Genomic DNA, 23,152 nt, shown 5'->3' with positions numbered 1-23,152 from the left:
CCCGCCCGCCGGCGCCGCCCGGACCGTTTCCGCGGCGCCGGTGGCCATGGCGGTCACCGCCGGCTCCGGATACACCAAGCCGGTCGGCGACGCCGCCATCGGCACCGGCTACAAGGTCGCCGGCGCGATGTGGTCCAGCGGCTACCACACCGGCGTGGACTTCCTGGTCGACTCCGGCACCCCGGTGCACGCGGTCGCGGCCGGCACGGTGTTCTCGGCCGGCGCCGACGGCTCCTACGGCAACGACGTGATCATCCGGCACGCCGACGGCAAGTACACCCTGTACGCCCACCTCACCGAGCCGCTGGTCTCGGCCGGGCAGACGGTGACCGAGGGCCAGGAGATCGGCATCTCCGGCGCCACCGGCAACGTCACCGGCCCGCACATGCACTTCGAGGTGCGCACCACCCCGTACTACGGGTCGGACATCGACCCGGTGGCGTACCTGGCCTCGCACGGCGTCGTCATCTGAGCCGTCACCCGAGCCGTCATCGGAGGCGACGTCCGAGCGCGACGTCCGAGGCGTCGAGAGCTGCCTCCCGGGCGCCGTCCGAGGCGTCCGCCCGACCCGAAGGCCCCGGCCCCCCGCCGGGGCCTTCGCGCGTCCCCGGGCGCGCCCGAAAGCGCCCCACGTGTCCAAAAACAATCAAAGAATTCCGGGGGTGCTTTCCCTTTTCCGGGTGTGCTGGAATAGAGTCCGGCACCATACGGGGACAGAAATGGAGTCTGCGATGCGGAGCCGGATGTGAACGGGGCGGACGGCGCGGGGCGGCGAATCTCGGCGCAGGTGGTGTGTACGGCCATCCGCGACGACATCGTCGGCGGTTTCTTCCCGCCGGGCAGCCGGCTGACCGAGGAGCTGCTCGCGCAGCGGTACGGCGTCTCCAGGGTGCCGGTGCGCGAGGCGCTGCGCACCCTGGAGTCCGAGGGGTTCGTCCGCACCCGCAGGCACGCGGGCGCCTCGGTGGCGGAGCCCACCGAGCAGGAGGCGGCCGATCTGCTGGAGATACGCGGCCTGTTGGAGCCGCTGGGGGCCGCCCGCGCCGCCCAGCGCCGCACCGAGGCCCATCTGAAGGTGCTGCGCGGTCTGGTGCGCCTCGGCCAGGAGCGGGCGGTACAGGGGCAATTGTCGGATCTGCCGTCGCTGGACGGCTGGTTCCACGAGACACTGGCGCAGGCTTCCGGCAGTCCGACCCTGGCCGCGCTGCTCACCCAGCTGCGGCACAAGATCGCCTGGGTGTACGGCGACGGCGGCTCCAGTCGGGCCGCGGAGTCCTGGGAGGAGCACGCGGCGATCGTGGACGCGGTGGCGCGCGGGGACGGGGAGCGGGCCCGGCGGCTGGCCGCCGTCCACGTGGAGCGGGCCGCCGCGGTGAGGATCCTGAAACATCCCGTAAACGCAGTGCGCCGCCGCGCTTAACAATCGCACCGTATACAAGGTCGTAGAATTGTTGCCCCGTAAAGGCGAAAAGCGGGACCGGACTATCCATGGGGGATTGTCCGGTCCCGCTGAATTCCGTTGTGCGCGAGACCGCCGTCGCCCGGAAAAGTGCCCGGCAGGTGCCTCAGACCGTTTCCGGCAGCTCTTCCAGGCCCTCGGTGACGAGCTTGGCGAGCCGGTCCAGCGCGGCCTCCGCGTTGTCGGCGGTGGAGGCGAGCACGACCTCCTCGCCGCCGCGCACGCCCAGGCCCAGCACCGCCAGTACCGACGCCGCGTTGACCGCGCGGCCGTCGGCCGCCTTCGCGATGGTGACCGGCACGCCGGCCGCCGTCGCCGCGCGGACGAAGATGGACGCCGGGCGGGCGTGCAGGCCCTCCGGCCAGCCGACGTTGACGCGGCGCTCAGCCATGATGTGCCCCTCGGATCGGTTGCGGTCAGGTCATCCGTACAGGTCAGGCGGGTTGCCGGGACCCTTTCGCGCCGCCGGGCCGCTGCGCGGGCCCGGCGGCGGGCAGCCCCCAGACTGCCCGTTGTGCGGCGGCGGCGCGAGTGGGGCGCGCCCGCTTGCTCCGAGGCCGTGACGCACCCGCTTACCCTGAGGCCATGACGGACCAGTCGGCCCACCCGTACCCGGTGCACTGGGAGGCGGACGTCGTCCTGCGGGACGGCGGCATCGCCCATATCCGGCCGATCGGTCCGGACGACGCGGTCCGGCTGGTCGACTTCTACGAGAAGGTCTCCGACGAGTCCAAGTACTACCGCTTCTTCGCGCCGTACCCCAGGCTGTCGGACCGGGACGTGCACCGCTTCACGCACCACGACTACGTGGACCGGGTGGGCCTGGCCGCCACGGTCGGGGGCGAGTTCATCGCCACCGTCCGCTACGACCGCACCGCCGAGGACGGCAGCCCCGTCTCGGGCGCGGCCGGCACCCGCGCCGAGGTCGCCTTCCTGGTCCAGGACGCCCACCAGGGCCGCGGTGTCGCCTCCGCGCTGCTGGAGCACATCGCGGCGGTCGCCAGCGAACGCGGCATCCTGCACTTCACCGCCGAGGTGCTGCCGGCCAACCGCAAGATGGTCAAGGTCTTCACCGACGCCGGCTACACCCAGCGGCGCAGCTTCGCCGACGGCGTGGTCCACCTCGACCTCGACCTGGAGCCCACCGAGGAGTCGGTCCGGGTCATGCGGGCCCGCGAGCACCGCGCCGAGGCCCGCTCGGTGCAGCGGCTGCTGCGGCCCGCGTCGGTCGCGGTGGTCGGCGCCGGCCGGCGGCCCGGCGGCGTCGGCCGTACGGTGCTGCGCAACATCGTGGCCGGCGGCTTCACCGGCCGCCTGTACGCGGTCAACCACTCCTTTCCGGAGCCCGGCCAGGCGGGCGGGGCAGTAGGGACACCGGGAGCCGCCGTCGCCACCCACCTCGACGGGGTGCCCGGCCACCGCTCGGTGCGCGCCATCGGCGAAGCCGTGGACCTGGCGATCCTCGCCGTGCCCGCCGACCGGGTGCCCGAGGCGGTCGCCGACTGCGGCGAGGCCGGGGTACGCGGCCTGGTCGTGGTCGCGGCCGGCTACTCCGAGACCGGCCCGGAAGGACGGGCCAGGCAGCGCGAACTCGTCCGGCAGGCCCGCCGGCACGGCATGCGGGTCATCGGCCCCAACGCCCTGGGCGTCATCAACACCGCCGCCGACGTCGGCCTCAACGCCTCGCTGTCCCCGCAGATGCCGCGCCGCGGCCGGCTCGGGCTGTTCACCCAGTCCGGCTCGATCGGCATCGCCCTGCTGTCCGGGCTGCACCGCCGGGGCGCCGGGCCGTCCTCCTTCGTCTCCGCGGGCAACCGCGCCGACGTCTCCGGCAACGACCTGCTGCAGTTCTGGCAGGACGACCCGGAGACCGACGCCGTCCTGATGTACCTGGAGTCGTTCGGCAACCCGCGCAAGTTCAGCCGGCTCGCCCGCCGCACCGCCGCCGCCAAGCCGGTCGTGGTCGTCAAGGGCGCCGTGCACTCCGGCGCCGTGCCGGCCGGGCACTCCGTACCGGTCACCCGGATCCCGGACGCCACCGTCTCCGCGCTGTTCCGGCAGGCCGGCGTGATCAGGGTCGAGACGGTCACCGAACTGCTCGACGCCGGACTGCTCCTGGCCCTCCAGCCGCTCCCCGGCGGCGACCGGGTCGCCATCCTGGGCAACTCCGAGTCGATCGGGCTGCTCACCTACGACGCCGCCCTCACCGCCGGCCTGCGGCCCGCCGCCCCGCTCGACCTGGGCACCGCGGCCGGCCCGCGGGAGATGGCCGCCGCCCTCAGCGCCGCCCTCGCCGACCCCGGGAGCGACGCCGTGCTGGTCACCGTGATCCCCCGGGTCGGTTCGGAGACCGTCCTCGACGTACCCGGCGCCGTACCGGTCGAAGCCTCCTACGCCGAGACCGACGACGACCCCGCGCTCGCCGACGCGCTGCGCCGCGCGGCGGAGGGCGCCGCCAAACCCGTGGTCGTCGTCCACCTCGCCCTGGACGCCCTGGGCGAGCGGCTCTGCTCTCCCGACGGGCCCGGCGCGCGGATCCCCGCCTACCGCGCCCCCGACCGGGCGGTCGGCTCGCTGGCCGAGGCCGCCGCCTACGCCGCCTGGCGCAAGAGCTCGGCCGAACCCGGCCGGGTGCCGGACTTCGACGACATCGAGCAGGCGGCCGCCGTCCAAGACGTGCACCGACTGCTGCCCGCCGACGCGCCCGCGCAGGCCGAAACGCTGCTGTCGGACGAGGACGCCGCGGCCCTGCTCGGCCGCTACGGCGTACGGGTGCGGCGCACGCTGCCCGCCCCCGACCCGGAGGCCGCCGCGGCCGCCGCCCGGCGGCTCGGCTACCCGGTCGCGCTGAAGACCACCGCCCCGCGGCTGCGGCACCGCCCCGACCTCGGCGGCGTCCGGCTCGATCTGGCCGACGAGGGCGACCTGCGGCGGGCCTACGGCGAGCTGACCGCCCGGCTCGGCGACGCCGCCGAACTGCGCCTGGTGGTGCAGGCGATGGCGCCGCGCGGGGTGGACACCGTGGTCCGCGCCGGGGTGGACCCGGCAGCCGGGGCGCTGCTGTCCTTCGGGCTGGCCGGGGCGCCGTCCGAGCTGCTGGGCGACATCGCGCACCGGCTCGTCCCGGCCACCGACCGGGACGCGGCCGAACTGGTCCGCTCCATCAAAGGCGCGCCGCTGCTCTTCGGCTGGCGCGGCGCGGAACCGGTGGACACCGCGGCACTGGAGGAACTGCTGCTGAGGGTGTCGATGCTCACCGACGACCTGCCGGAGGTGGTCGCGGTGGACCTGGAGCCGGTGGTGGTCTCGCCGCAGGGCGTGTCGGTGCTCGGCGCCTGGGTGCGGCTGGCCAGACCGCCCGCCCGCACCGACCTGGGGCCGCGCGCGCTGTCCTCGTTCTGAACCGGGCGGGCCGGCCCGCGGGCCGCCGCCCCGCGCCTTCCGGCAGCCGCGCCAGAAGGAGCCGCCACCGCATCCCTCGCCCTTAGGATGGTTCGCATGGCGAAGACCGGTACCACGACCCAGGGCCTGCGCACGGCGATCGAGCGCAGCGGCTACTACCCGGCCCTGGTGGCCGAGGCCGTCGAGGCGGCGGTCGGCCGCGAGGCGGTCTCCTCCTACCTGGTCCACCAGGAGACCACCTTCGACGCGAACGAGGTCCGCAGGCACGTCACGGTGCTGGTCCTCACCGCCAGCCGGTTCCTGGTCAGCCACACCGACGAGCAGGCCGCCGACGACACCTCGCCGAGCCCGTACGCCACCACGTCCACCGAATCGGTGAAGATCGGCCGGCTCTCCTCGGTCGTGGTCAGCCGGGTCGTGGCCAACCCGGAGTCGTACACGCCGGGCACCTTGCCGCGTGAAGTGGTGCTCACCATCGGCTGGGGCGCGGTCTCCCGGCTCGACCTGGAGCCGGCCGCCTGCGGGGACCCCAACTGCGAGGCCGACCACGGCTACACCGGCTCCTCCACCGCCGACGACCTGTCGCTGCGGGTCAGCGAGGCCGGCGACGGACCCGACGCGGTCCGCCAGACGCTGGCCTTCGCCCAGGCGCTCTCCGAGGCGACAGCGGCCACCGACTGATGGCCCACCCGCTCACCGACCCGTACGGTTTCGCGCCCCTGGATCCGCGCAGCGCCCCCGCACCGGAATACGGCAGCGGCGCGCTCTGCGACGTGATCCCCGCCGCACTCGCCTCCTTCGCCGTCCCCGGCATGCCCGCCACCGGGCTGGAACTCGCTCCCGCCGACCGGGTGTGCGTCTTCCTGGTGGACGGCCTCGGCTGGGAGCTGATCCTGCGCCACCCGGACGAGGCGCCGTATCTGACCTCGCTGCTGTCCACCTCGCGCGGCGGCACCGGCCGGCCGCTGACCGCCGGATTTCCCGCCACCACCGCCACTTCGCTGGCCTCGGTCGGCACGGGGCTGCCGCCCGGCGGGCACGGCCTGGCCGGCTACACCACGCTCAACCCCGACACCGGCCAGCTGATGAACCAGCTGCGCTGGCAGCCGTGGGTCGCACCGGACGTCTGGCAGCCGCACCCCACCGTCTTCCAGCTGGCCGAGGCCGCCGGGATCGCCACCTGCCAGGTGTCCTCGCCGACCTTCGTGAACACCCCGCTGACCAAGGTCGCGCTGTCCGGCGGCACCTTCCACGGCCGGCTGACCGGTGAGGAACGAATGGATCTGGCCGCCGACCGGCTGGCCGCCGCCGACCGCTCGCTGGTCTACACCTACTACAGCGAGCTGGACTCGATGGGCCACCGCCACGGCGTGGACTCCGACGCCTGGCGCGGCCAGCTCACCATGGTCGACCGGCTGGCGCGGCGGCTGGCCGAGCAGCTGCCCCCGCGCAGCGCCCTCTACGTCACCGCGGACCACGGCATGATCGACGTGGCCTTCGACGAGGAGAGCCGGATCGACTTCGACGAGGACTGGGAGCTGCGGGCGGGAGTCGCGGTGCTGGGCGGTGAGGGCCGGGCCCGGCACGTCTACGCGGTACCCGGCGCCGCGGGCGACGTGCTGGCGGTGTGGAGCGAGGTGCTGGGGGAGCGGATGTGGGTGGCGGGCCGCGAAGAGGCGGTGGCGGCCGGCTGGTTCGGGCCGCGTCCCGAGCCGCGGGTGCTCGGCCGGATCGGCGACGTGGTGGCCGCCGCCCGCGACGACCTGGCCATCGTGGCCTACCGCACGGAGCCGGGGGAGTCGAAGATGATCGGACTGCACGGCTCGCTCACCCCCGTCGAGCAACTGGTGCCGCTGCTCGAAGTACGCTCCTGAGGCTGCCGCGCACCCGACGCTCAGCACCCTCGATGCCCTCGATACCCGCTCCGACCGCCGCACCCCGCACCCCGTACCCCGCACCCGGCCACCGGCATCCGGCCCGGGCCCGCACCGCCCCCCGCCGTCCCTCGAAAGGCCGTCGCCCCTCCCATGCCCGAACTGGTCTTTTTCTCCGGCACCATGGATTGCGGGAAGAGCACGCTGGCCTTGCAGATCGGGCACAACCGGTCGGCCCGCGGGCTGCAGGGCGTGATCTTCACCCGTGACGACCGGGCGGGCGAGGGCAAGTTGTCCTCCCGTCTCGGGCTGGTGACGGCAGCGGTCGAGGCCGGCGAGGACCTGGACCTGTACGCGTACGTCGTCACGCGGCTCTCCCAGGGCGGCAAGGCCGATTACGTGATCGTCGACGAGGCCCAGTTCCTGGCGCCCGACCAGATCGACCAGCTCGCCCGTATCGTCGACGACCTCGCGATGGATGTCTTCGCCTTCGGGATCACCACGGACTTCCGCACGAAGCTCTTCCCGGGCTCGCAGCGGCTGATCGAGCTGGCGGACCGGGTCGAGCACCTCCAGGTCGAGGCCCTGTGCTGGTGCGGCGCCCGCGCCACCCACAACGCCCGGACGATGGGCGGGCAGATGGTGGTCGAGGGCGCCCAGGTGGTGGTCGGCGACGTGGACCGCGCGGCGGAGAAGGTCGGCTACGAGGTCTTGTGCCGTCGCCACCACCTGCGGCGCATGACCTCGGCCGCCGCCCGGGCCGGTGCGCTGTCCCCGGACGTCCTCCCGGTCAACCACGTCTGACCGCAGGCCCGTTCACCGCTCCGACTGCAGGATCAGCTGCTGGAGTTCGGCGGTGCACATCATGTAGCCGTCCGGGGTCGGCAGGTGGTCCAGGTAGTGGGCGAGGTCCGCGCCCAGCGAGAACACCCGCACCGGGGTGCCCGCCGCGCGCGCGGACTCCACCACCCTGCGCACCCCGTCCATGACGGCCGGGTGCCGGGTCTGGTAGGTGTCGGCCACCAGGTGGTTGCTGCGGTCGGCGGCGAGGTAGAACTGCACCAGGTCCTTGATGCCGACGAACAGTTCGCTGGCGCCCGCGGCGCAGATCGCCGCGGTGGCGTGCACCGCCGACGGCGTCTCGATGAAGGCGGACAGCGGCAGGCCGGCCGGCAGGTCGAGGTGCGCCCTGAGCCGGGCGAACTCCTCCTCGTCGGTGAGGAACGGAACCGAGAGCTCCACCCGGCCCGCCGCGTCACCCAGCCGCTCCCGCAGGGAGCCGAGCATGGCGTGCAGCGCGTCCCGGTAGGCGGTCGATCCCAGCAGCCAGCGCGCGCCGTGCAGGCCCAGTTCGGGATTCGGCTCGACCGGGACCTGGGCCAGCTCGGTGACCGCGGCGGCGTGGTCGGAGCGGAGGTCGAGAAGCCTGAGCACCAGCCGCTGGTCGGGCAGGAGTGCCTCCACGAAGGTGCACAGCCGGTCCGCGAGGGCCCGCCCGTAGTCCGCGATGTCGGCAGGGCCGCCGTCCAGGGCGTCGAGCGGACGCAGGCCCGCCGCCAGGCAGAGGAACTCCTCCCGGATGAAGAAGGAGTCGACCCGCTTCGCCTTCGGCCCGCACGCGTTGATCGTCCGGATGTCCTGCAGGTCCGCGATGACCGCGCAGGCCGACCCCAGATCGTCCAGCGAGGGCTCCTGGGCACTCGCCTCGGGCCCGACCTCGATCGACTGGCTCTCCAGGTGCAGCGTCACCTCGCCCACCAGGCGGGCGAGATCGGCCTCGTCGACGCGGAGCACGGGTATTCCCCTGCCCCGGCAGATGGATTGCATATGGCCGGTCTGCCCACCCGAACCGCAGACGACCGCACGCGCCGCGACGATCGCTTCGTACAGACCCGCTTCGAGGGAGGGGGCGACGAGGATGGATCCCTCGAGAGGACGTCTTGTGCGGTTACAGATACCCCGTAACACATTCTGTGTGCCGCCCGTCAGGAGGAATCCCTGAATTCGTCGCCTGTTCAATTAGTCCTCCGGATTATCAGCGCTTGCTATCCCCAGTTGCCGACGCAACTGCCGTGGCGTCACGGAAACGTCGGTGAGCCGTTCGACGGCGGTCCGGCCGACCGCGGCCCGTATCAGGCTGTGGCGCAGCGGGGCAGCCGTCGGGAGGGTCGGAAGCTCGCCGATGGACCGGATACAGGCATCCAGCCGGGCATCGAGCAGTTCGCGTTCGCTGCGGGCTCGCGTGGCCAACCTCTTCACCTCCAGGTCCACAGCCTCCATGAATCCGGGGGGTGCCGCTTCCTCGATGTTGCGGAGATCGCCACGGTATTGAGCCGTCGGGTGCGCCAAAAGGCTTTCCGGTAATTCCAGTTGCTCGACCACGCGGGCGGCGACCGCGATGGACTGGTTCTTGATCGCGGCGAGATTGAAGGTGAAAGCCCCGGTGCGGCCGTTCCGCACCATCTCGTCGCCCTCCCTCAGCACGCCGACCGCGCAGATGGGGCCGACCGGCTCCCCGTCGGGGCGCAGCAGCGCCCCCTGCTCGTCGACCTCCAGGCCGCGGCGGGTGCGCTCGTGGGGGACGGCGATCCCCCGCCGGCGGAGGTTCTCCCAGAGCGGCCGGCCGACCCGGCTGTAGTCCGACTCCCGGCCGAAGTTGGACACCACCAGGTCGGCCTCGACGGTGTGTTTCTGCGCCGGGGCCGCGACCGAGACGACCAGCCGCCCGGACTCCGTCGGCGTGATCGTCTCCACGTTCCCGATGACCAGCCGCACCGAGCCGTCCGCGGGCCGCATGGCCCGCTCGATGACGGTCATCGTGTACTCCACGGCGCCGACCCGCAGTGCGGCGATCGCGGTGCTGAACTCGTCGAGCAGACGGCGCAGTTCGTCGGTGGGAATCCGCTCGATGGCCTCGGGGAGGTAGGGCTCCCACGCCTTGGCCACCCGTTCGGCGACCACGGCCGGGGCGATGTCGGGGTGGTCCCGGACGACCGCCGAACATGCCCGGTCCCACTCGCTCCGGGCCCGGGCGAGGAACTCCTCACGGTTCCGGTACGGCTCCAGCAGCGCCTTCGGGCAGGGCAGTTGCACGACTCCGTGCTCGTGGCCGCCGGGATAGGTCCGGAAGATCGTCCCGCTCCTGGAGATCAGATGGATCCTCCCGGTGTGGCCCCGGCGCAGCAGAAAACCCGCCGAGTCGTAGGCACTCAGCACCGATCCGACGATGGCCACGGTCGCCTCGGGCGGGAGCGCGGTGAGCTTGCGCACGCCGGCCGCGGAGTACGGATCGCGCACGAAGGCCGCGTGCGACCGCACATCGGAGGCGAAGGGCGGCTCCCTGAGTTCGAGGCCGGTGGCGAGAACGACGTGGTCGGCGAACATCGCCGTCGGTTCCGGGCCCGGTCGGGCGCCGGCACCGGCCACGGGTGGCTGACGCACCGTGACCGTCGCGCCCGCCGGGCGGATGTCGATGTCGACCGCGTCGCCGTCCGCTTCGACGAGCACCACGCCGGGGGCCGCCTCCCGCGCGGCCTCGGCCAGCCGTTCGGTCAGATAGTCCTGGAAGATCCGCCGGGGCGCCGGGCCCTGCTCGACGAAGACGAACTCGGCCCAGGGCGCGGGCCAGTCCCGGCGGTCGGCCTCGTGGTTGGCCCAGCGGACGAAGTCGTGGACGTCCTCCCGGAACAGCGACATCCGGCCCGCCTGGATGTTGAAGACATGGTCCCAGGGATTGCCGTCCCGGTGGTAGGCGACGCCGGCCGACCGGTAGTCGGCGCGCCGCTCCAGCAGGACGATCTCGGCCGGCCTGCGGGCGAAGCGCAGCAGTCGGATCGCCGTGGCGGTGCCGGCCAGGCCCGCCCCGACAATCAGCACTCTTGGGCGTGTGCCTACGGAACTCACGGTACGGGCCTCTCGGTCGGGCGGTGGGCATCCGGCTGTGCTGACTCGGCGCGGGCGCGGGCGCGCCGGCAGTTCATGCCCGAGGACCACCCGCGCGCCGCCCGCGCGGGCCGGCCCGGATCCCGGGTGCCCCGCCCCGGGCGGCGTCGGCCTGCCGCGCGCGCCGCCCGGGACAGACCCTCCGGCGTCAGGAGTCCAGGGCCGGGGCGGCCGGGACGTCGAGGTCGGTACGGGCCAGGTGGTTGAAGTAGTTGGTGTAGACGTTCATCGCCACGTGCGCGAACACCTCGGTGAGCTCGGTGTCGCTCCAGCCCGCGGCGAGCGCCTTGTCCCAGGTGTCGTCGCGGACCTCACCGACCTCGCCGGCGATCTCCCGCGCGACCTGGAGCAGCGCCGCCAGTTCGGACTCCACGTCCGCGTCACCGCGGCGGATCGCCACGGTCTCCTCCTCGGTGAATCCGGCTGCCTTCGCCGACATCGTGTGCGCGGACTGGCAGTACGCGCACTGGTCGACCGCCCCGACGGCCAGGGCGATCGCCTCCCGCGTACGGGCGTCGAAGGTGCCGCGCTCGGCGATGGCCGCGTTCATCGCGGCGTAGGTCTCCAGAACGACCGGTGAATGGGCCATCCCCCCATGGATGTTGAGGACCCTTCCGAAGCGCTTCTCCAGCCGGAGCAGGTTGTCCCTGCTCCCCGCGGGGGCGTCGCCGGTGGTGTGAACGGGAATCCGCGGCATGGCCATGCCTTTCGGTAGTGGTGGGTGTCCCCGGCCCGCCGCGCCGCGTAAGGAGTGACCGGCCGGCCGGGACAACGTGCTGGGCGCGGTTCGACGCCGAACCGGCCCGGCCGGACGGGAGGGTTCGGGTGCGCCGCGAACTCCCCTCGGCGGCCGCCCGCGCCGGTCAGACCCCGTAGCCGACGGAGACGATGCGGTGGGCCGCCTCGCCGTAGTGCCGCGGGTCGGAGGGTGCGACGGTGCCGAGCCCGTCGACGTACCGGTTGAACATGCAGAACGCCGCCGCGATGAGGACGGTGTCGTGGATCTCCACGTCGGTGGCGCCCTCGGCCCGGGCGCCGTCGACCAGTTCGGTGGTGACCTTGCGCCCGTCGTCGCGTACGGCGCCGGCGATCCGGAGCAGCGCGCGCAGCTTCGGCGTCACCGGCGCGTGCTCGACATCGGCCCGCACCTGGTCCACCACGTGCATGCCGCCGTCGAGTTGGGCCGCGGCGAAGGCCGAGTGCGATCCGCAGCAGAACTCGCACTCGTTCAGCCCCGACACGTACGCCGCGATCAGCTCGCGCTCGCCCGCTGTCAGCGAGTGCTCCCCGCGCAGCAGTTGCTCCGCCAGCGCGTTGAGCGGTTTCGCGGTCTCCGGCCGGTAGGTCATCAGCCCCATGATTCCCGGCAGATGCTTCTCGTCCACGCCCAGATCTATGTGTGCCACGACATCACGATCCTCACTCGGGGGTCCGGCCGCCGGATTACGGCGGCACATTACCGGACGCGGCCACCGGGTACGAGGCGGCGGCGCCGCCCGAAAGGAATAGGGCAATGCAGAAGAAGTCCGAGCCGGCGGCGACGGCCCGTTACCCGCGCCGCCGTCCGCCCACCGCGGTGATCGAGTTCTCCAAAACCGCCGCCGGGCGATCTTTCCCGTTGCTAGCGTGGTCGGCATGAGCCTTCCAACAGAGCAGATCGGAAGCATTCCGCGGCCGGCCGCATTAATCGACGCTTTCGCGGCCCACAGCGCCGGGAGCCTGTCCGCCGACGACCTGGCGGCGGCGGCCGACGACGCGCTGCGCGACACGATCGTCCGGCTGGAGGCCACCGGTTCGCCGGTCGTCACCGACGGCGAGCAGACCAAGTCGAGCTTCGCCACCTACCCGCTCGAAGGGTCCGAGCAGTTCGCCGCGGACGGCATCAGCCTGCCGTTCGAGGACGGCCACAGCCGTCAACTGCCCCGGCTGGTCTCCGGTCCGTTCCGCTACACGGTGCGCGCCGCCAGGTATCTGCGCGCGGCTCAGGGCGTCGCGAGCGTGCCCGTCAAGCAGGCCGTGATCGCCCCGTCCGCGCTGAGTCTGTTCTATCCCGAGGGCGGAGTGCCGGGATACACCCGCGAGGAGTTCCTGGCCGACGTGGTCGACGAGGCGGAAGCGGATGTACGCGACTGCCTCGACGCGGGCGCGCATGCCGTACAACTCGACTTCACCGAAGGACGGCTTTCGGTCAAGCTGGATCCGAGCAAGGAACTGCTGCGCTCTTTCGTCGAGCTCAACAACCGATTGCTCGAACGCTTTTCCGATGCGGAACGGGCGCGCATCGGGGTGCACACGTGTCCGGGCGGCGATCTCGATTCCACCCACAGCCTCGACGTGGACTACGCGGAACTGCTCCCGGATCTGTTCCGTATCCAGGCCGGCCGCGTCTACATCCAGCTCGCCAGTGAAAAGGACCCGCGCCGCGTACTGGAGACCGCCGCGCGGCACCTGCGCCCGGACCAGGTGCTGTTCGTCGGAGTCGTCGATCCCGTCGACCCGGTGGTGGAAACCCCCGAGCAGGTACGCGACCGGGTGCTGCTGGCCGCCGAGTTCATTCCCGTCGAGCGCCTCGGCAGCTGCGACGACTGCGGCTTCTCGCCCTTCGCGGACGACACGTCGACCTCCCGCGAGGTCGCCTTCGCCAAGATCGCGGCCCGGGTCGAGGGCACCGCGCTGGCCGCCGAGCGCCTCGGCGTCTGAGCGCGCTCGACTGCACAGGGGCCGGCACCGCAGCGGGGCCGGCACCGCGGCGGGCCCGGACGACCGCCGAAAAGCGGTCGTCCGGGCCCGCTGGTCGCTCCGGGCGGTCAGCCCCGGTCCGCCCGGCGCTCAGCCCCGGGTCAGCCCCCGGTCAAGGGGCCGAAACGCGCCGTCACCGTGCGGTCGGCGGTCACCGGGACGGTGATGGTGGCCGCCCCGCCCGGGAGTTCGGCGCCGTCGAGCGTCCAGCCGAGCAACTGGTAGCCGTCGGCCGGGGTGGCGGTGACCGTCACCGTGTCGCCCCGCTCGTAGCGCCCCGGCGAGGTCTCGTTGCCGGCCACGCGCACGCTGCCGCCGGTGGCCGGATCGGCGGTCGCGGTGACCGACTGCTCGACGATGTTGATCACCATCACGTCGTAGAGCTTCGCCGGACCGGTGTACGTCGTGCCGTTGTAGCGCAGCACATTGACCGCGGTGACGTGGGCCGCGGCCCCCGCCTTGACGGTGAAGCCGCCGTCGCCGAGGTTGTCGGTGCCCAGGTTGAACGCCCGGACGTCACCGGAGTCCACGGCCAGGCCGTCGTGCATGCCGTAGCCGAAGACGTCGGACAGCGTGAGGTGCCGGGCGCCGTCGACATGCACCAGGTCGGTGTTCTTGCGGGTGTACGCGTCGATGGTCTGCGCGAACACATCGCCGTCCAGGCCCCAGTCGAGGATGCCGAAGCCGACCCGGTTGACGGAGTTGCCGTTGGTCAGGACGCCTTCGATCGAGCCGCCGTCGTTGCCGCCCACCGTGATGCCCCGGTCGAGGAAGGCGCCGCTGACCTTGCGGACCACGAAGCCGTCGTCGCGCGGCGAGGTCAGGTCGATGCCGTTCCAGGCGTTGGTCAGGCCGACGTCGACCACGTAGGTGCCGTGGCCCGCGCCCCGGACGTCGTAGGGATAGGGCACATAGCCGGTCGCCGGATTGTTCTCCGGGTGGAAGACCCGCAGTCCGCGCACTCCGGCGCCGTTGCCGTCCAGGGTGATGAAGGCCGGCGCGGTGCCCGCGTCGGCGGCGCCGCGGCCGGCATAGGAGAACAGCACGGTGCCGCCGCTGGCCCCGCTCAGATCGCGGTTCGGCGAGGCCGCGGCGCCGCGCAGCTCCACCCCGGCCGGGACCTTCAGCCGGCCTTCGACCCGGTACCAGCCCGCGGGCAGGTAGACGGTGCCGCCGCCCTGGGCGCCGGCCCGGTCCAGCAGCTTCTGGAGCGCGGCGGTGGCGTCGGCGGCCGGCTGGTAGCCGACGCCGTGCGGTGCGGCGCCCGCCGGGTACAGCGCGGGCCGTTTCGGCTGCGGTGTGCCGGCCGGCCCTTCGTAGCGTGGGACGGTCCCGGTGAGCCGGAGCACCGTGCCGGAGGTGGGGCCGTCCAGGGCGGTGTCGGTGACCTTCACATACCCGGCCGAGGCGTTGCGCACCGAGGCCACGCTGCCCTGGAGCGTGCTGGAGCCGAGGGTCATGCCCCAGCGGCTGTCGATGTCGTCGACCTGGAGGGCGACATCGGTGCGGACGACCTTCGACTGGAGGAAGGCGCCGACGAAGGAGGCCCGTTGGCCCTTCACCACCTGGATGCCGGTGCGGTAGTCCGACAGCGCGATCTTCGAGAACTGGTCCCATTCCAGGTCGCCGAGGACCAGGCCGGTGCCGTTGGCCCGGGTCCAGCGGTCCAGTTCGGACCGCTTCGGCGGGTGGTAGGCCGAAGGGGCGTCGGCCCAGTAGGAGTTGGCGAAGGTGATGTCCTCCCAGGTGCCGACGTCCGCGCCGTTGAAGGCCGTCGCGCCGTTGGCCAGCGCGGTGCCCTTGATGTCCTGGAGCGTCGCCGATTCGTGCACCTGGCCCTGCACCGCCGGTTCGCCGCGGTCGCTGGCCATGGTGGAGACACCCACACCCCGGTAGGAGTCGAGCATCGTGACGTGCGCGACGGTGCTCATCATGTAGTTCTGGTCGCCCTGCCAGGCGCGGCCCGGGATCTCGAAGGTGTAGTTGTACGGCACCGGGTCGGTGGCGCTCTGCCGCGGGTAGTAGGTGGTCAGGCCCTGGACGGAGGCGCTGCCGCCGACCCGGAACAGCACCGGCCCGTCGGCGCCGGGCGGCAGGTCGGCGCGGATCACCGTGCCGTAGGAGCCCGAACCGCGGTCCGGGTCGCGCCGGTCGCCGCGCAGGGAGCAGAAGGCCGGGATCTCCACGGTGGTGGTGATCCGGTAGGTGCCCGCGCCCATCCACACGGTGCCGCCGCCCGCGTCCTGGCAGTCGTACAGCGCCGCCTGCACGGCGGCGGTGGCGTCCTTGCGGCCGGTGGCGTCGGCGCCGTAGTCCCGGATGTCGAAGTCCGCGACCACCGGGTCGTCCGTCGGGAAGCGGGTGTCGATGAGCTTCGGGTGGGCGACGACCACCCGCTGGTCGTGGACTTCGAGTTCGGCCAGCGCGACCGTGTCCGCCCCCGCCGCGTAGCCGCTGATCGCCAGCCGCACCCAGCGGGCGGTGGTGGCCGGGAAGGCGGTGGTGAAGGCCGGGCCCGCGCCGGTGGCGCCGGTACGGCCGACCGGGCGGAAGTGCGTCCCGTCGGTGGAGACCTGGACGGTGTAGTCGGCGGCGAACGGGCTGCCCCAGGTCGCCTGCACCTGGTCGAAGCGCCGGGCCGTACCGAGGTCCAGGGTGAAGGTCTCGCCGGCGCCGCCGGCGCCGCTCACCCAGGCGCTGCCGCCGTCCCGGTCGATCGCCGCGCCCGGTGCGGAACCGGGCGCGGTGGAGGAGGCGGTGGCGGTGCCCAGATGCGCCAGATCGGTGTCGACGGCCAGCGCGTGGAAGGCGTCCAGCGCGGCGGTCAGGGCGTGGAAGGCGGTACGCGCCTGCTCGTCGGTGACGCCGCTGCCGGTCGCGACCGCGCGGGCGGTGTCGATGGCCTGCCCGAGTGCCTCCTTGGCCCCCAGCGGGTACTGCCCGTCGCGGGTGCCCTCACGGGCCGCGGCGTAGGCGGTGTCGGCCTGGGCGACCAGCCGCTTGAGGCCGATCGTCGGGTCCAAGGTGGTGGGCAGCGCCGTGACGGTCACTCGGGCCACCCGCAACTCGCCCGGCAGGTCGGCGGTGTTGATGCGGAAGTCGGAGCCGTTGGAGCGGTTGGTGAGGATCGCGTCGTCGAGCAGGAAGGTGTGCGACTTCCAGGTGCCGGAGTCGCCGTAGGTGAAGGTGGCGGACCGCTTGAACATCTGCGGGACGGTGTCGCCGGGCGAGTCGTACTCCAGCTGCATCGAGCCGTTGCCCTGGTCGAAGTAGTCGATGGTGACGGCGACCGGGTCGCGGTTGTCGTACAGCTGGCCGTCGTCGACGTTCATGTAGAAGAAGCCGGTCTCGGCGCCGGGCACGCTGCGGTCGGTCTGCCAGTAGCCGCGGCCGTCGACCGTGCCGGTCACCAGGTGGTCGGGGTCGTCCCCGGCCCGGGGGGTGACGCCGTGCGTCTGGACGGTCGGGCCGAGGTCCACCGAGTAGCCGGCCGCGATCCGCAGCGCGGCGACCGTGATGTCGGCGGGGCCGCCCGCCTCCGTGGCGCCGGACAGCCGCAGTTGGGCGGTGGCCGCGGCGGCCGGGATGGTGAACGCCTCGGTGTGCCAGGCGCCGGTGCCGCCGAGCGCGGCGCTGCCGAGCACGTCGCCGGCGCGGTCGGTCAGCCGCAGTTGACCCGATCCGGTGTCCAGATAGGTGACGGAGACGGTGAGTTGGCTCGCGCCGACCGATCCGGTGTACTCCGGGTCGAGGTCGAAGGCGAGATACGAGGCTCCGGCCGCGGTGTCGGTCTCCCAGTACGGCGTGCCGTCCTGTTCACCGGTGCGCAGCGCCCCGGCGTCGTCCCCGGCGGTCGCGGTCAGCCCGAGGGTGAAGGGATCGGGGCCCAGGTCGGCGCCGACGCCCAGCGGGTAGAGCGTGGGCGCCGCGGCCGACGCGGGCAGCGAGGTGGGCAGCAGCAGGGCGAGGACCAGCAGCAGCAGGGCCGCGGGGACGCGGAACATGCGGGGTAAGCGGTCTGGGGGGCACGGGACAGTCCTCCGGGGGCGTGGGACGGGAAGCGGGTACGGGTCCGCCGCGAGGGCGGGAAGAGAGCGGGAGCAGCCGCGGGCGGGACGCGGTGGGCCGGACCGGCCCGGTCTCAGGGCCGGCGCAGCCGCAGCGTGAGGATCTGGAAGGGCCGCAGCTCCAGCGGCAGCGCGCCGTCGGCCTGCGGCGGCAGTTCCCCGGCGGGGTGCTCCAGCAGGTCGGTGACGTGGGCCGCGGCGACCGCGAAGTCGGTGCGCAGGGCGCCGCGGGCCGCGCCGCCGCGCGACTCGTAGAGCCGTACCACGACGTCCCCCGACCGGTCGTCGGCCAGCTTCACCGTCTCCACCACGATGTCCGGGTTGTCGACGGTGACCAGCGCGGCTCCGCCGGCCGGGGCCGGACCGGCCGGCCGCAGCGGCAGGTTGAAGGCGTAGCCCGCCGCGATCGCGTCGCCGACATCGGCGCCCACCACCAGGCCGTAGGCGAAGGAGTGCCGGCCCCGGTCGGCCTGCGGATCGGGGGAGTGCGGGGAGCGCAGCAGGGACAGCCGCAGTGTGGTCGTGGTGCCGCCGTCCTCGCGGGTCAGCCGGGACACGTCGTGGCCGTACGTCGAGTCGTTGACGACCGCGGCGCCCCAGCCGTGCTCGCCGACGTGCACCCAGCGGTGCGCCCACAGCTCGAAACGGGCCGCGTCCCAGCTGGTGTTCTCGTGGGTGGGGCGCTGCACATGGCCGAACTGGATCTCGGCGCTCTCGCGTTCGGCGTGCACGTTCAGCGGCCAGGCGGCCTTGAGCAGGGTGTCCCGGTGCTGCCAGTCGATATCGGTGCGCACGGTCAACCGGCGGCTGCCTGCGGTCAGTTCCAGGTGCTGGACGATGTGCGAGGGGCCGAAGGCGCGCTCGACGCGGACCGACGCGAGCAGCGGCCCGTCCTCGGCGACGGTGACCGACTCGGCCTCGGTCAGGTCGCGCACGGTGTCCCGGTAGTAGCCGTCGATGTTCCAGGCGCTCCACAAATTGGGGTCGTCCGGGTGGAGTTGGAGCAGGTTTCCGGGCCGGTCCGGGGCCAGCGCCTCCCGGCGGGCCCGCAGGTCGTACACCGAGCGGACCAGGCCGGCGCCGTCGATGAGCACCCGCAGCACCCCGTTGTCGAGGGTGATGCCGTCAGCGCCTTGCCGCACCTGGACCGGCGGCAGCGTGCAGGGCACCGCGCTGCCGGTGCCCAGTGGCGGCGCCTCCACCAGGACCGCGCGGCGCCCGTCCGACAGCGCCTGCCCGTCCTCGGTGGCGTCGTGCGCCACGACCACGACCTCGCGGCGCGCGTACGGCCCCGCGTTGTAGAAGGCGAGCCCCTCGCCGCCGGCCGCCCCCGCACCGTCGGCCGCCCCCTCCCCGCCGGCCAGCGCGCCGCCGATCACCTCGGCCAGCTCCGCCTGCAGCTGGGCGTGCACGGCCTCCGCCTCCTGATGCACCCAGGCGATGGACGACCCGGGCAGGATGTCGTGGAACTGGTGCAGCAGCACCCGCCGCCAGATCGACTCCAGCTTCTGATAGGGGTACGGCACCCGGCCGCGTACCGCCGCGGCCACCGACCACAGTTCCGCCTCCCGCAGCAGCGCCTCGGCCCGGCGGTTGCCGCGCTTGGTGCGGGCCTGGCTGGTGTAGGTGCCGCGGTGGTTCTCCAGGTACAGCTCGCCGCGCCACACCGGCAGCCGCTCGTACTCGGCGCGGGCCGCGTCGAAGAACGCGCTGGGGTCGCCGACTTCGATCCTGGGGGAGCCCTCCAGGTCGCGCAGCCGCCGCGCCTTCTCCAGCATCTCCCGGGTGGGACCGCCGCCGCCGTCACCGAAGCCGAAGGGGGCCAGTGAGCGGGTCGCGGCGCCCTTGTCGGCGAAGTTCCGCTCGGCGTGGGCGAGTTCGGCGCCCGTCAGGCTCGCGTTGTAGGTGTCCACCGGCGGGAAGTGGGTGAAGATCCGGGTGCCGTCGATGCCCTCCCAGTCGAAGGTGTGGTGCGGCAGCCGGTTGGTCTCGTTCCACGACAGCTTCTGGGTGAGGAACCAGTTCGCGCCCGCCAGCTTCGCCAGCTGCGGGTAGGCGGCGGTGTAGCCGAAGGAGTCCGGCAGCCACACGCCCTCCTGGTCGATGCCGAACTCCTCGGCGAAGAACCGCCGTCCGAAGATCAGCTGGCGGGCCAGGGCCTCACCGCCCGGCAGATTCCCGTCCGCCTCCACCCACATGCCGCCGACCGGCGCCCAATTCCCCTCGGAGACGGCCTTCTTGATGCGCTCGAAGATCTCCGGCCGTTGCTCCTTCATCCAGGCGTACTGCTGCGCGGAGGAGCAGGCGAAGACCAGTTCCGGGTATTCGGCGGCCAGCGTCGTCATATTGGTGAAGGTGCGGGCGCACTTGCGGACCGTCTCGCGGATCGGCCACAGCCACGCCGAGTCGATGTGGGCGTGCCCTACGGCGGTGAGGGTGTGCGCCGAGGCGTGGGCCGGGCGGGACAGCACCTCGGTGAGGCGGTCCCGGGCGGCCTGCGCGGTGCCCGGCACATCCGCGGCGTCCACCGCGTCGATCGCGCGCTGCAGGGCCCGCAGGATCTCGTGCCGCCGTGAACCGCCGGCCGGCAGCTGCCGCATCAGCTCGTCCAGCACCTCCACGTCGTGCAGCAGGTGCCACACCGCGTCCTGGCGGACCGCGATCTCGGCCGTCCGCAGCTGGTACAGGTGCCCGGTGCCCGCCGTCTGCCGGGAGCCGAGATGGGTGCCCACCGCGTGCGCGCCCTCGATCATCGGGTTGGCGGCCAGCTCCACCAGCAGGTCGACGGGCTCCCCGCCCACCGCGGACTCGGCGAGCAGCACGCTGCGGTGGTGCGGGTGCAGCCCCTGGACGGGTGCGCCGGCCGCGTCGTGCACGAAGCCCTCGGCCTGGCCGCCCGGGCCCTTGGACGGGTCGAAGCCCAGGTCGAAGACGGCCTCGACCCGGCGCCCGGCCCAGTCGGCCGGGATCCGGCCGGTGGTCCGCAGCCAGCTGGTCGACCAGGGGCCGCCCCAGGTGTCGCCGATCGCGGCGGGCCGGTAGGCGGCGGTCAGCGCGTCCGCCACCGGCACCGGCTCGCCCGGTACGTGCCAGATCGCGAGGTCGAGGGTGCGCGGCGCGCCGTAGAGGGCGGGCCTGAGTACGTGGGAGAGGAATTTGGTGATCCGTTGCTCGACGATGTGCCGGTCGTCATGCACAGGTGTGCTCTCCTTAGGGAATTCGCCAGGTGCGCCGGGGGACGAAGCCCAGCAGATCGGTACAGGCGCTCGTGTCGAACAAGGTCGCGTGGCCGGTCACCGCGGTGCGCGCGACCACTCCCGGGTGGTGGCGTGCCATCAGTTCGGCGGACGGCACGGTCGACGTGGTGTCCGCGGCGGTCACGTTGATGACATGGCAGCCCGTCAGGTCCCTTTCCAGGGCGAGCCGGACCGCGGTCGCCGCGTCCGCGGTGTGCAGCCATCCCCACAGGTCGTGCCGCTGTCCGGCCGGGTCCTCGGCGCAGGCCGCCAGGAAGTGGTCGAGGCGGTCGCCGACCCCGGTGAACGGGAAGCGCAGGCACACCGCCGCGGTGCCCCAGCGGCGGTGAGCGGCGGCGGCCACCTCCTCCAGCACGACCTTGGACAGCCCGTACGGATCGCGGACCAGCGTCGGATGGGCCTCGTCCAGCGGCACGTAGCCGGGCGACAGCGGCACCGGCGACCAGGCCAGGCCCACCGCCGAGATGCTGGAGGCGGCCACCACCCGGCGCACCCCGGCCCGCCCCGCCTCCTCGAACACCCGGTGCGCGGTGAGGCAGTTGTGCGCGAACAGCGCGCTCGGGTCGGCCACGTTCGGGTGCGGGATCGCCCCGAGGTGGACCACGGCCTCCACCCCGGCCACCGCGTCGCGCACCAGCTCCGGGTCCTGGAGGTCCCCGGTCAGGACGCGTTCGGCGCGCGGTTCGTCGACCGGCAGCAGATCGGTCAGCGCCACGCGGTGGCCGGCTCCGAGCAGTTCCCGGGTCACCTCGCCGCCGATGTGCCCGGCGGCCCCCGTGACCAGCACCAGCATCAGCCCTTCACCGCCCCGACCAGGCCGCCCACGAAGTAGCGCTGCAGGCTGAGGAAGAGCAGCACGACCGGCACGACCACGATCAGCGCGCCGGCCATCATGGTGTTGTAGTGCGGCACGTTCTCCGAGGCGAGGGTCTGCAGGCCGAGCGGGAGGGTGTAGGTGCTCGGATTGTTGAGGGAGACCCGGGTCAGCAGGTACTCGTTCCAGGTGGGGATCGCGGTGAGCAGGGCCACGGTGATCAGCGCGGGCCGGGTCAGCGGCAGATAGATCCGGGTGAAGACATGGAACTCGCCGGCGCCGTCCACCCGCGCCGAGTCCCGCAGTTCCTTGGGCACCGCCGAGAAGGCGCCGGTCATCAGCAGCACCGACAGCGGGGCCCCGCCGTTGACGAACGGCAGCACCAGGCCGATGTGCGAGCCGAGAATGCCCAGCTTGTCCTCCAGCAGCACGATCGGCAACATCACGGTGATGCCCGGCACGAACAGCAGCGCCACGAACATCTTCTGCAGCGCGCCGCGGCCGGGGAAGTCCAGCACGGCGAACGCGTAACCGGCCGCCGCGTACACCACCAGGGTCAGCGCCACAGTCATCGCCGAGACCTCGACGCTGTTGACGAAGTAGCGGAAGAAGTGCAGTTGGCTCCAGGTGTGGGTGAGGGTGCTGAAGGTGGGGTGCTGCGGGATGAGATGGCCGCCGCGCACCACTTCGAGCTGGTTCTTGAACGCGGCCGAGACCATCCACAAGAACGGGTAGACGCTCACCAGCCCGTAGAGCGTCAGCAGGGCGAACACGGTGAGCCGGGCCGCGTTGCGGGAGACCGCCGAACCGCGCCGCCGGGCGGGGGCGGCGGGAGCGGTGGGCGCGGGCGGCGCGGCCGGAGGTACGGGGGAGATCGTCGTCATGTCTTGCTCCGCAGGACTCGCAGGTTGATCAGCGCCAGCACCAGCGCCGCGGCGAACAGCAGCCAGCCCAGCGCGCTGGCGAGGCCCAGCGTCGGTGCCAGGTCCTTGAGGAAGGCCAGCCGGTAGGCCTCCAGGCCCAGCACATTGGTGTGGTCGCCGGGGCCGCCGTTGGTCATCACCAGGAAGGTCTGGAAGCCCTGCAGCGAGTCCCGCAGATTCAGCAGCACCACGATCGCGGTGATCGGCCGCAGCAGCGGCCACACCACCGAGGCGTTGGTGCGCCACCAGCCGGCGCCGTCCAGCTGCGCGGCTTCCAGCACGCTGCGGTCGATGGTCTGCAGACCGGTCAGGTACAGCAGCATCGCCACCGGCACCGCGCCCCACACCGTCACCACGATCATGGTGGGCAGCGCGGTGTGCGGATTGCCCAGCCAGCCCTGGGGCTGCGCCAGCGATCCCAGTCCGACCGTGCTGAGCAGCGCGTTGACCGCGCCGTCCGGCTGGAGGATGTACTGCCAGGCGAAGAACACCGCGATGCCGCTGGTCACGTAGGGCACGAAGTACACCGAACGCAGCAGCGTCTGGAGCCGTTTGGCCGAGTTGAGCAGCACCGCCAGCGGGAAGGACACCAGGACGGTCAGCAGCGGCACCGCGATCATCACATACAGGGTGTGGGCGGCCGCGTGGTGTATCCGCGGCGCGTACGGCGGGGTT

17 protein-coding genes are annotated in these 23,152 nt (G+C 72.8%); 7 read left to right on the top strand and 10 right to left on the bottom strand.

Translation table 11 applies throughout. The features are described 5' to 3' along the window. Both GA0115240_RS10345 and GA0115240_RS10340 read left to right on the top strand, forming a co-directional pair. Positions 1–472: M23 family metallopeptidase (locus GA0115240_RS10345; protein ID WP_141708796.1), on the top strand; the 472-nt coding region annotated here is incomplete at its 5' end. A gap of 273 nt (positions 473–745) precedes the next feature. After that, positions 746–1,420: a GntR family transcriptional regulator gene (locus GA0115240_RS10340; protein ID WP_256069645.1), complete on the top strand. Its 675-nt coding sequence runs from the start codon at positions 746–748 to the stop codon at positions 1,418–1,420. Between the two features lie 145 nt (positions 1,421–1,565). On the opposite strand, the gene GA0115240_RS10335 is transcribed toward GA0115240_RS10340, so the two are convergent. After that, a complete protein-coding gene (locus GA0115240_RS10335; RefSeq protein ID WP_093736370.1) occupies positions 1,566–1,850 on the bottom strand; it encodes an HPr family phosphocarrier protein in 285 nt (94 codons plus the stop codon). Positions 1,851–2,044: 194 nt separating this feature from the next. Between GA0115240_RS10335 and GA0115240_RS10330 the strand changes: the two genes are divergently transcribed. From GA0115240_RS10330 to GA0115240_RS10315, 4 genes are all read left to right on the top strand, one after another. Further along, entirely contained in the window at positions 2,045–4,861 is a 2,817-nt protein-coding gene (locus GA0115240_RS10330; protein ID WP_093736369.1) for a bifunctional acetate--CoA ligase family protein/GNAT family N-acetyltransferase, read from the top strand. A 96-nt stretch (positions 4,862–4,957) separates the two neighbouring features. Further along, positions 4,958–5,542 (top strand): DUF5998 family protein, encoded by a 585-nt coding sequence (locus tag GA0115240_RS10325; protein WP_093736368.1) that lies wholly within the window; start codon positions 4,958–4,960, stop codon positions 5,540–5,542. Further along, complete coding sequence (locus GA0115240_RS10320; RefSeq protein WP_093736367.1) at positions 5,542–6,735, top strand: alkaline phosphatase family protein; 1,194 nt, start codon at positions 5,542–5,544, stop codon at positions 6,733–6,735. Before GA0115240_RS10325 ends, GA0115240_RS10320 begins: the two co-directional genes overlap by 1 nt. Positions 6,736–6,888: 153 nt before the next feature. Beyond that, positions 6,889–7,539 carry a thymidine kinase gene (locus GA0115240_RS10315; protein WP_093736366.1) on the top strand — a complete coding sequence of 217 codons (651 nt, stop codon included), beginning with the start codon at positions 6,889–6,891 and terminating at the stop codon, positions 7,537–7,539. Between the two features lie 12 nt (positions 7,540–7,551). Here GA0115240_RS10315 and GA0115240_RS10310 read toward each other — a convergent pair whose 3' ends face one another. From GA0115240_RS10310 to GA0115240_RS10295, 4 genes are all read right to left on the bottom strand, one after another. After that, complete coding sequence (locus tag GA0115240_RS10310) at positions 7,552–8,703, bottom strand: putative PEP-binding protein (RefSeq protein ID WP_176725029.1); 1,152 nt, start codon at positions 8,701–8,703, stop codon at positions 7,552–7,554. 51 nt (positions 8,704–8,754) lie between these two features. Beyond that, complete coding sequence (locus GA0115240_RS10305; protein ID WP_093736364.1) at positions 8,755–10,638, bottom strand: FAD/NAD(P)-binding protein; 1,884 nt, start codon at positions 10,636–10,638, stop codon at positions 8,755–8,757. Between the two features lie 187 nt (positions 10,639–10,825). Then, positions 10,826–11,374: a carboxymuconolactone decarboxylase family protein gene (locus GA0115240_RS10300; RefSeq protein WP_093736372.1), complete on the bottom strand. Its 549-nt coding sequence runs from the start codon at positions 11,372–11,374 to the stop codon at positions 10,826–10,828. 166 nt (positions 11,375–11,540) lie between these two features. Continuing rightward, positions 11,541–12,083 (bottom strand): carboxymuconolactone decarboxylase family protein, encoded by a 543-nt coding sequence (locus GA0115240_RS10295; RefSeq protein ID WP_093736363.1) that lies wholly within the window; start codon positions 12,081–12,083, stop codon positions 11,541–11,543. A 229-nt stretch (positions 12,084–12,312) separates the two neighbouring features. Between GA0115240_RS10295 and GA0115240_RS10290 the strand changes: the two genes are divergently transcribed. Next, positions 12,313–13,377 (top strand): 5-methyltetrahydropteroyltriglutamate--homocysteine methyltransferase, encoded by a 1,065-nt coding sequence (locus GA0115240_RS10290; RefSeq protein ID WP_093736371.1) that lies wholly within the window; start codon positions 12,313–12,315, stop codon positions 13,375–13,377. 140 nt (positions 13,378–13,517) lie between these two features. Here GA0115240_RS10290 and GA0115240_RS10285 read toward each other — a convergent pair whose 3' ends face one another. The 5 genes from GA0115240_RS10285 to GA0115240_RS10265 form a co-directional block, all read right to left on the bottom strand. Beyond that, positions 13,518–17,420 (bottom strand): glycosyl hydrolase family 28-related protein, encoded by a 3,903-nt coding sequence (locus GA0115240_RS10285; protein WP_093736362.1) that lies wholly within the window; start codon positions 17,418–17,420, stop codon positions 13,518–13,520. Positions 17,421–17,557: 137 nt separating this feature from the next. Continuing rightward, the gene (locus GA0115240_RS10280; protein WP_093736361.1) at positions 17,558–20,680 is read right to left on the bottom strand and encodes an alpha-mannosidase; all 3,123 of its coding nucleotides are present in this window, start codon (positions 20,678–20,680) and stop codon (positions 17,558–17,560) included. Between the two features lie 13 nt (positions 20,681–20,693). Continuing rightward, positions 20,694–21,533, bottom strand: a complete 840-nt coding sequence (locus GA0115240_RS10275) for an NAD-dependent epimerase/dehydratase family protein (RefSeq protein WP_093736360.1) — start codon at positions 21,531–21,533, stop codon at positions 20,694–20,696. After that, positions 21,533–22,438: a carbohydrate ABC transporter permease gene (locus tag GA0115240_RS10270; protein ID WP_093736359.1), complete on the bottom strand. Its 906-nt coding sequence runs from the start codon at positions 22,436–22,438 to the stop codon at positions 21,533–21,535. The genes GA0115240_RS10275 and GA0115240_RS10270 overlap by 1 nt, the downstream gene beginning before the upstream one ends. Next, a partial coding sequence (locus GA0115240_RS10265; protein WP_107407125.1) for a carbohydrate ABC transporter permease occupies positions 22,435–23,152 on the bottom strand: 718 nt, incomplete at its 5' end. The genes GA0115240_RS10265 and GA0115240_RS10270, both read right to left, overlap by 4 nt.

It is taken from the genome of Streptomyces sp. DvalAA-14 (genome assembly GCF_900091855.1).
In the GTDB taxonomy this organism is placed as follows: domain Bacteria; phylum Actinomycetota; class Actinomycetes; order Streptomycetales; family Streptomycetaceae; genus Actinacidiphila.
Note: the sequence above shows the minus strand (reverse complement) of the source record. Positions and strands in the feature narration are given on the sequence as shown.

Bases quoted from the DNA above. Each gene is read 5' to 3' on its own strand.
- GA0115240_RS10335 (WP_093736370.1), bottom strand. From the start codon at position 1,850: ATGGCTGAGCGCCGCGTCAACGTCGGCTGGCCGGAGGGCCTGCACGCC.
- GA0115240_RS10330 (WP_093736369.1), top strand. From the start codon at position 2,045: ATGACGGACCAGTCGGCCCACCCGTACCCGGTGCACTGGGAGGCGGAC.
- GA0115240_RS10325 (WP_093736368.1), top strand. From the start codon at position 4,958: ATGGCGAAGACCGGTACCACGACCCAGGGCCTGCGCACGGCGATCGAG.
- GA0115240_RS10320 (WP_093736367.1), top strand. From the start codon at position 5,542: ATGGCCCACCCGCTCACCGACCCGTACGGTTTCGCGCCCCTGGATCCG.
- GA0115240_RS10315 (WP_093736366.1), top strand. From the start codon at position 6,889: ATGCCCGAACTGGTCTTTTTCTCCGGCACCATGGATTGCGGGAAGAGC.
- GA0115240_RS10300 (WP_093736372.1), bottom strand. From the start codon at position 11,374: ATGCCGCGGATTCCCGTTCACACCACCGGCGACGCCCCCGCGGGGAGC.
- GA0115240_RS10290 (WP_093736371.1), top strand. From the start codon at position 12,313: ATGAGCCTTCCAACAGAGCAGATCGGAAGCATTCCGCGGCCGGCCGCA.
- GA0115240_RS10285 (WP_093736362.1), bottom strand. From the start codon at position 17,420: ATGTTCCGCGTCCCCGCGGCCCTGCTGCTGCTGGTCCTCGCCCTGCTG.
- GA0115240_RS10275 (WP_093736360.1), bottom strand. From the start codon at position 21,533: ATGCTGGTGCTGGTCACGGGGGCCGCCGGGCACATCGGCGGCGAGGTG.
- GA0115240_RS10270 (WP_093736359.1), bottom strand. From the start codon at position 22,438: ATGACGACGATCTCCCCCGTACCTCCGGCCGCGCCGCCCGCGCCCACC.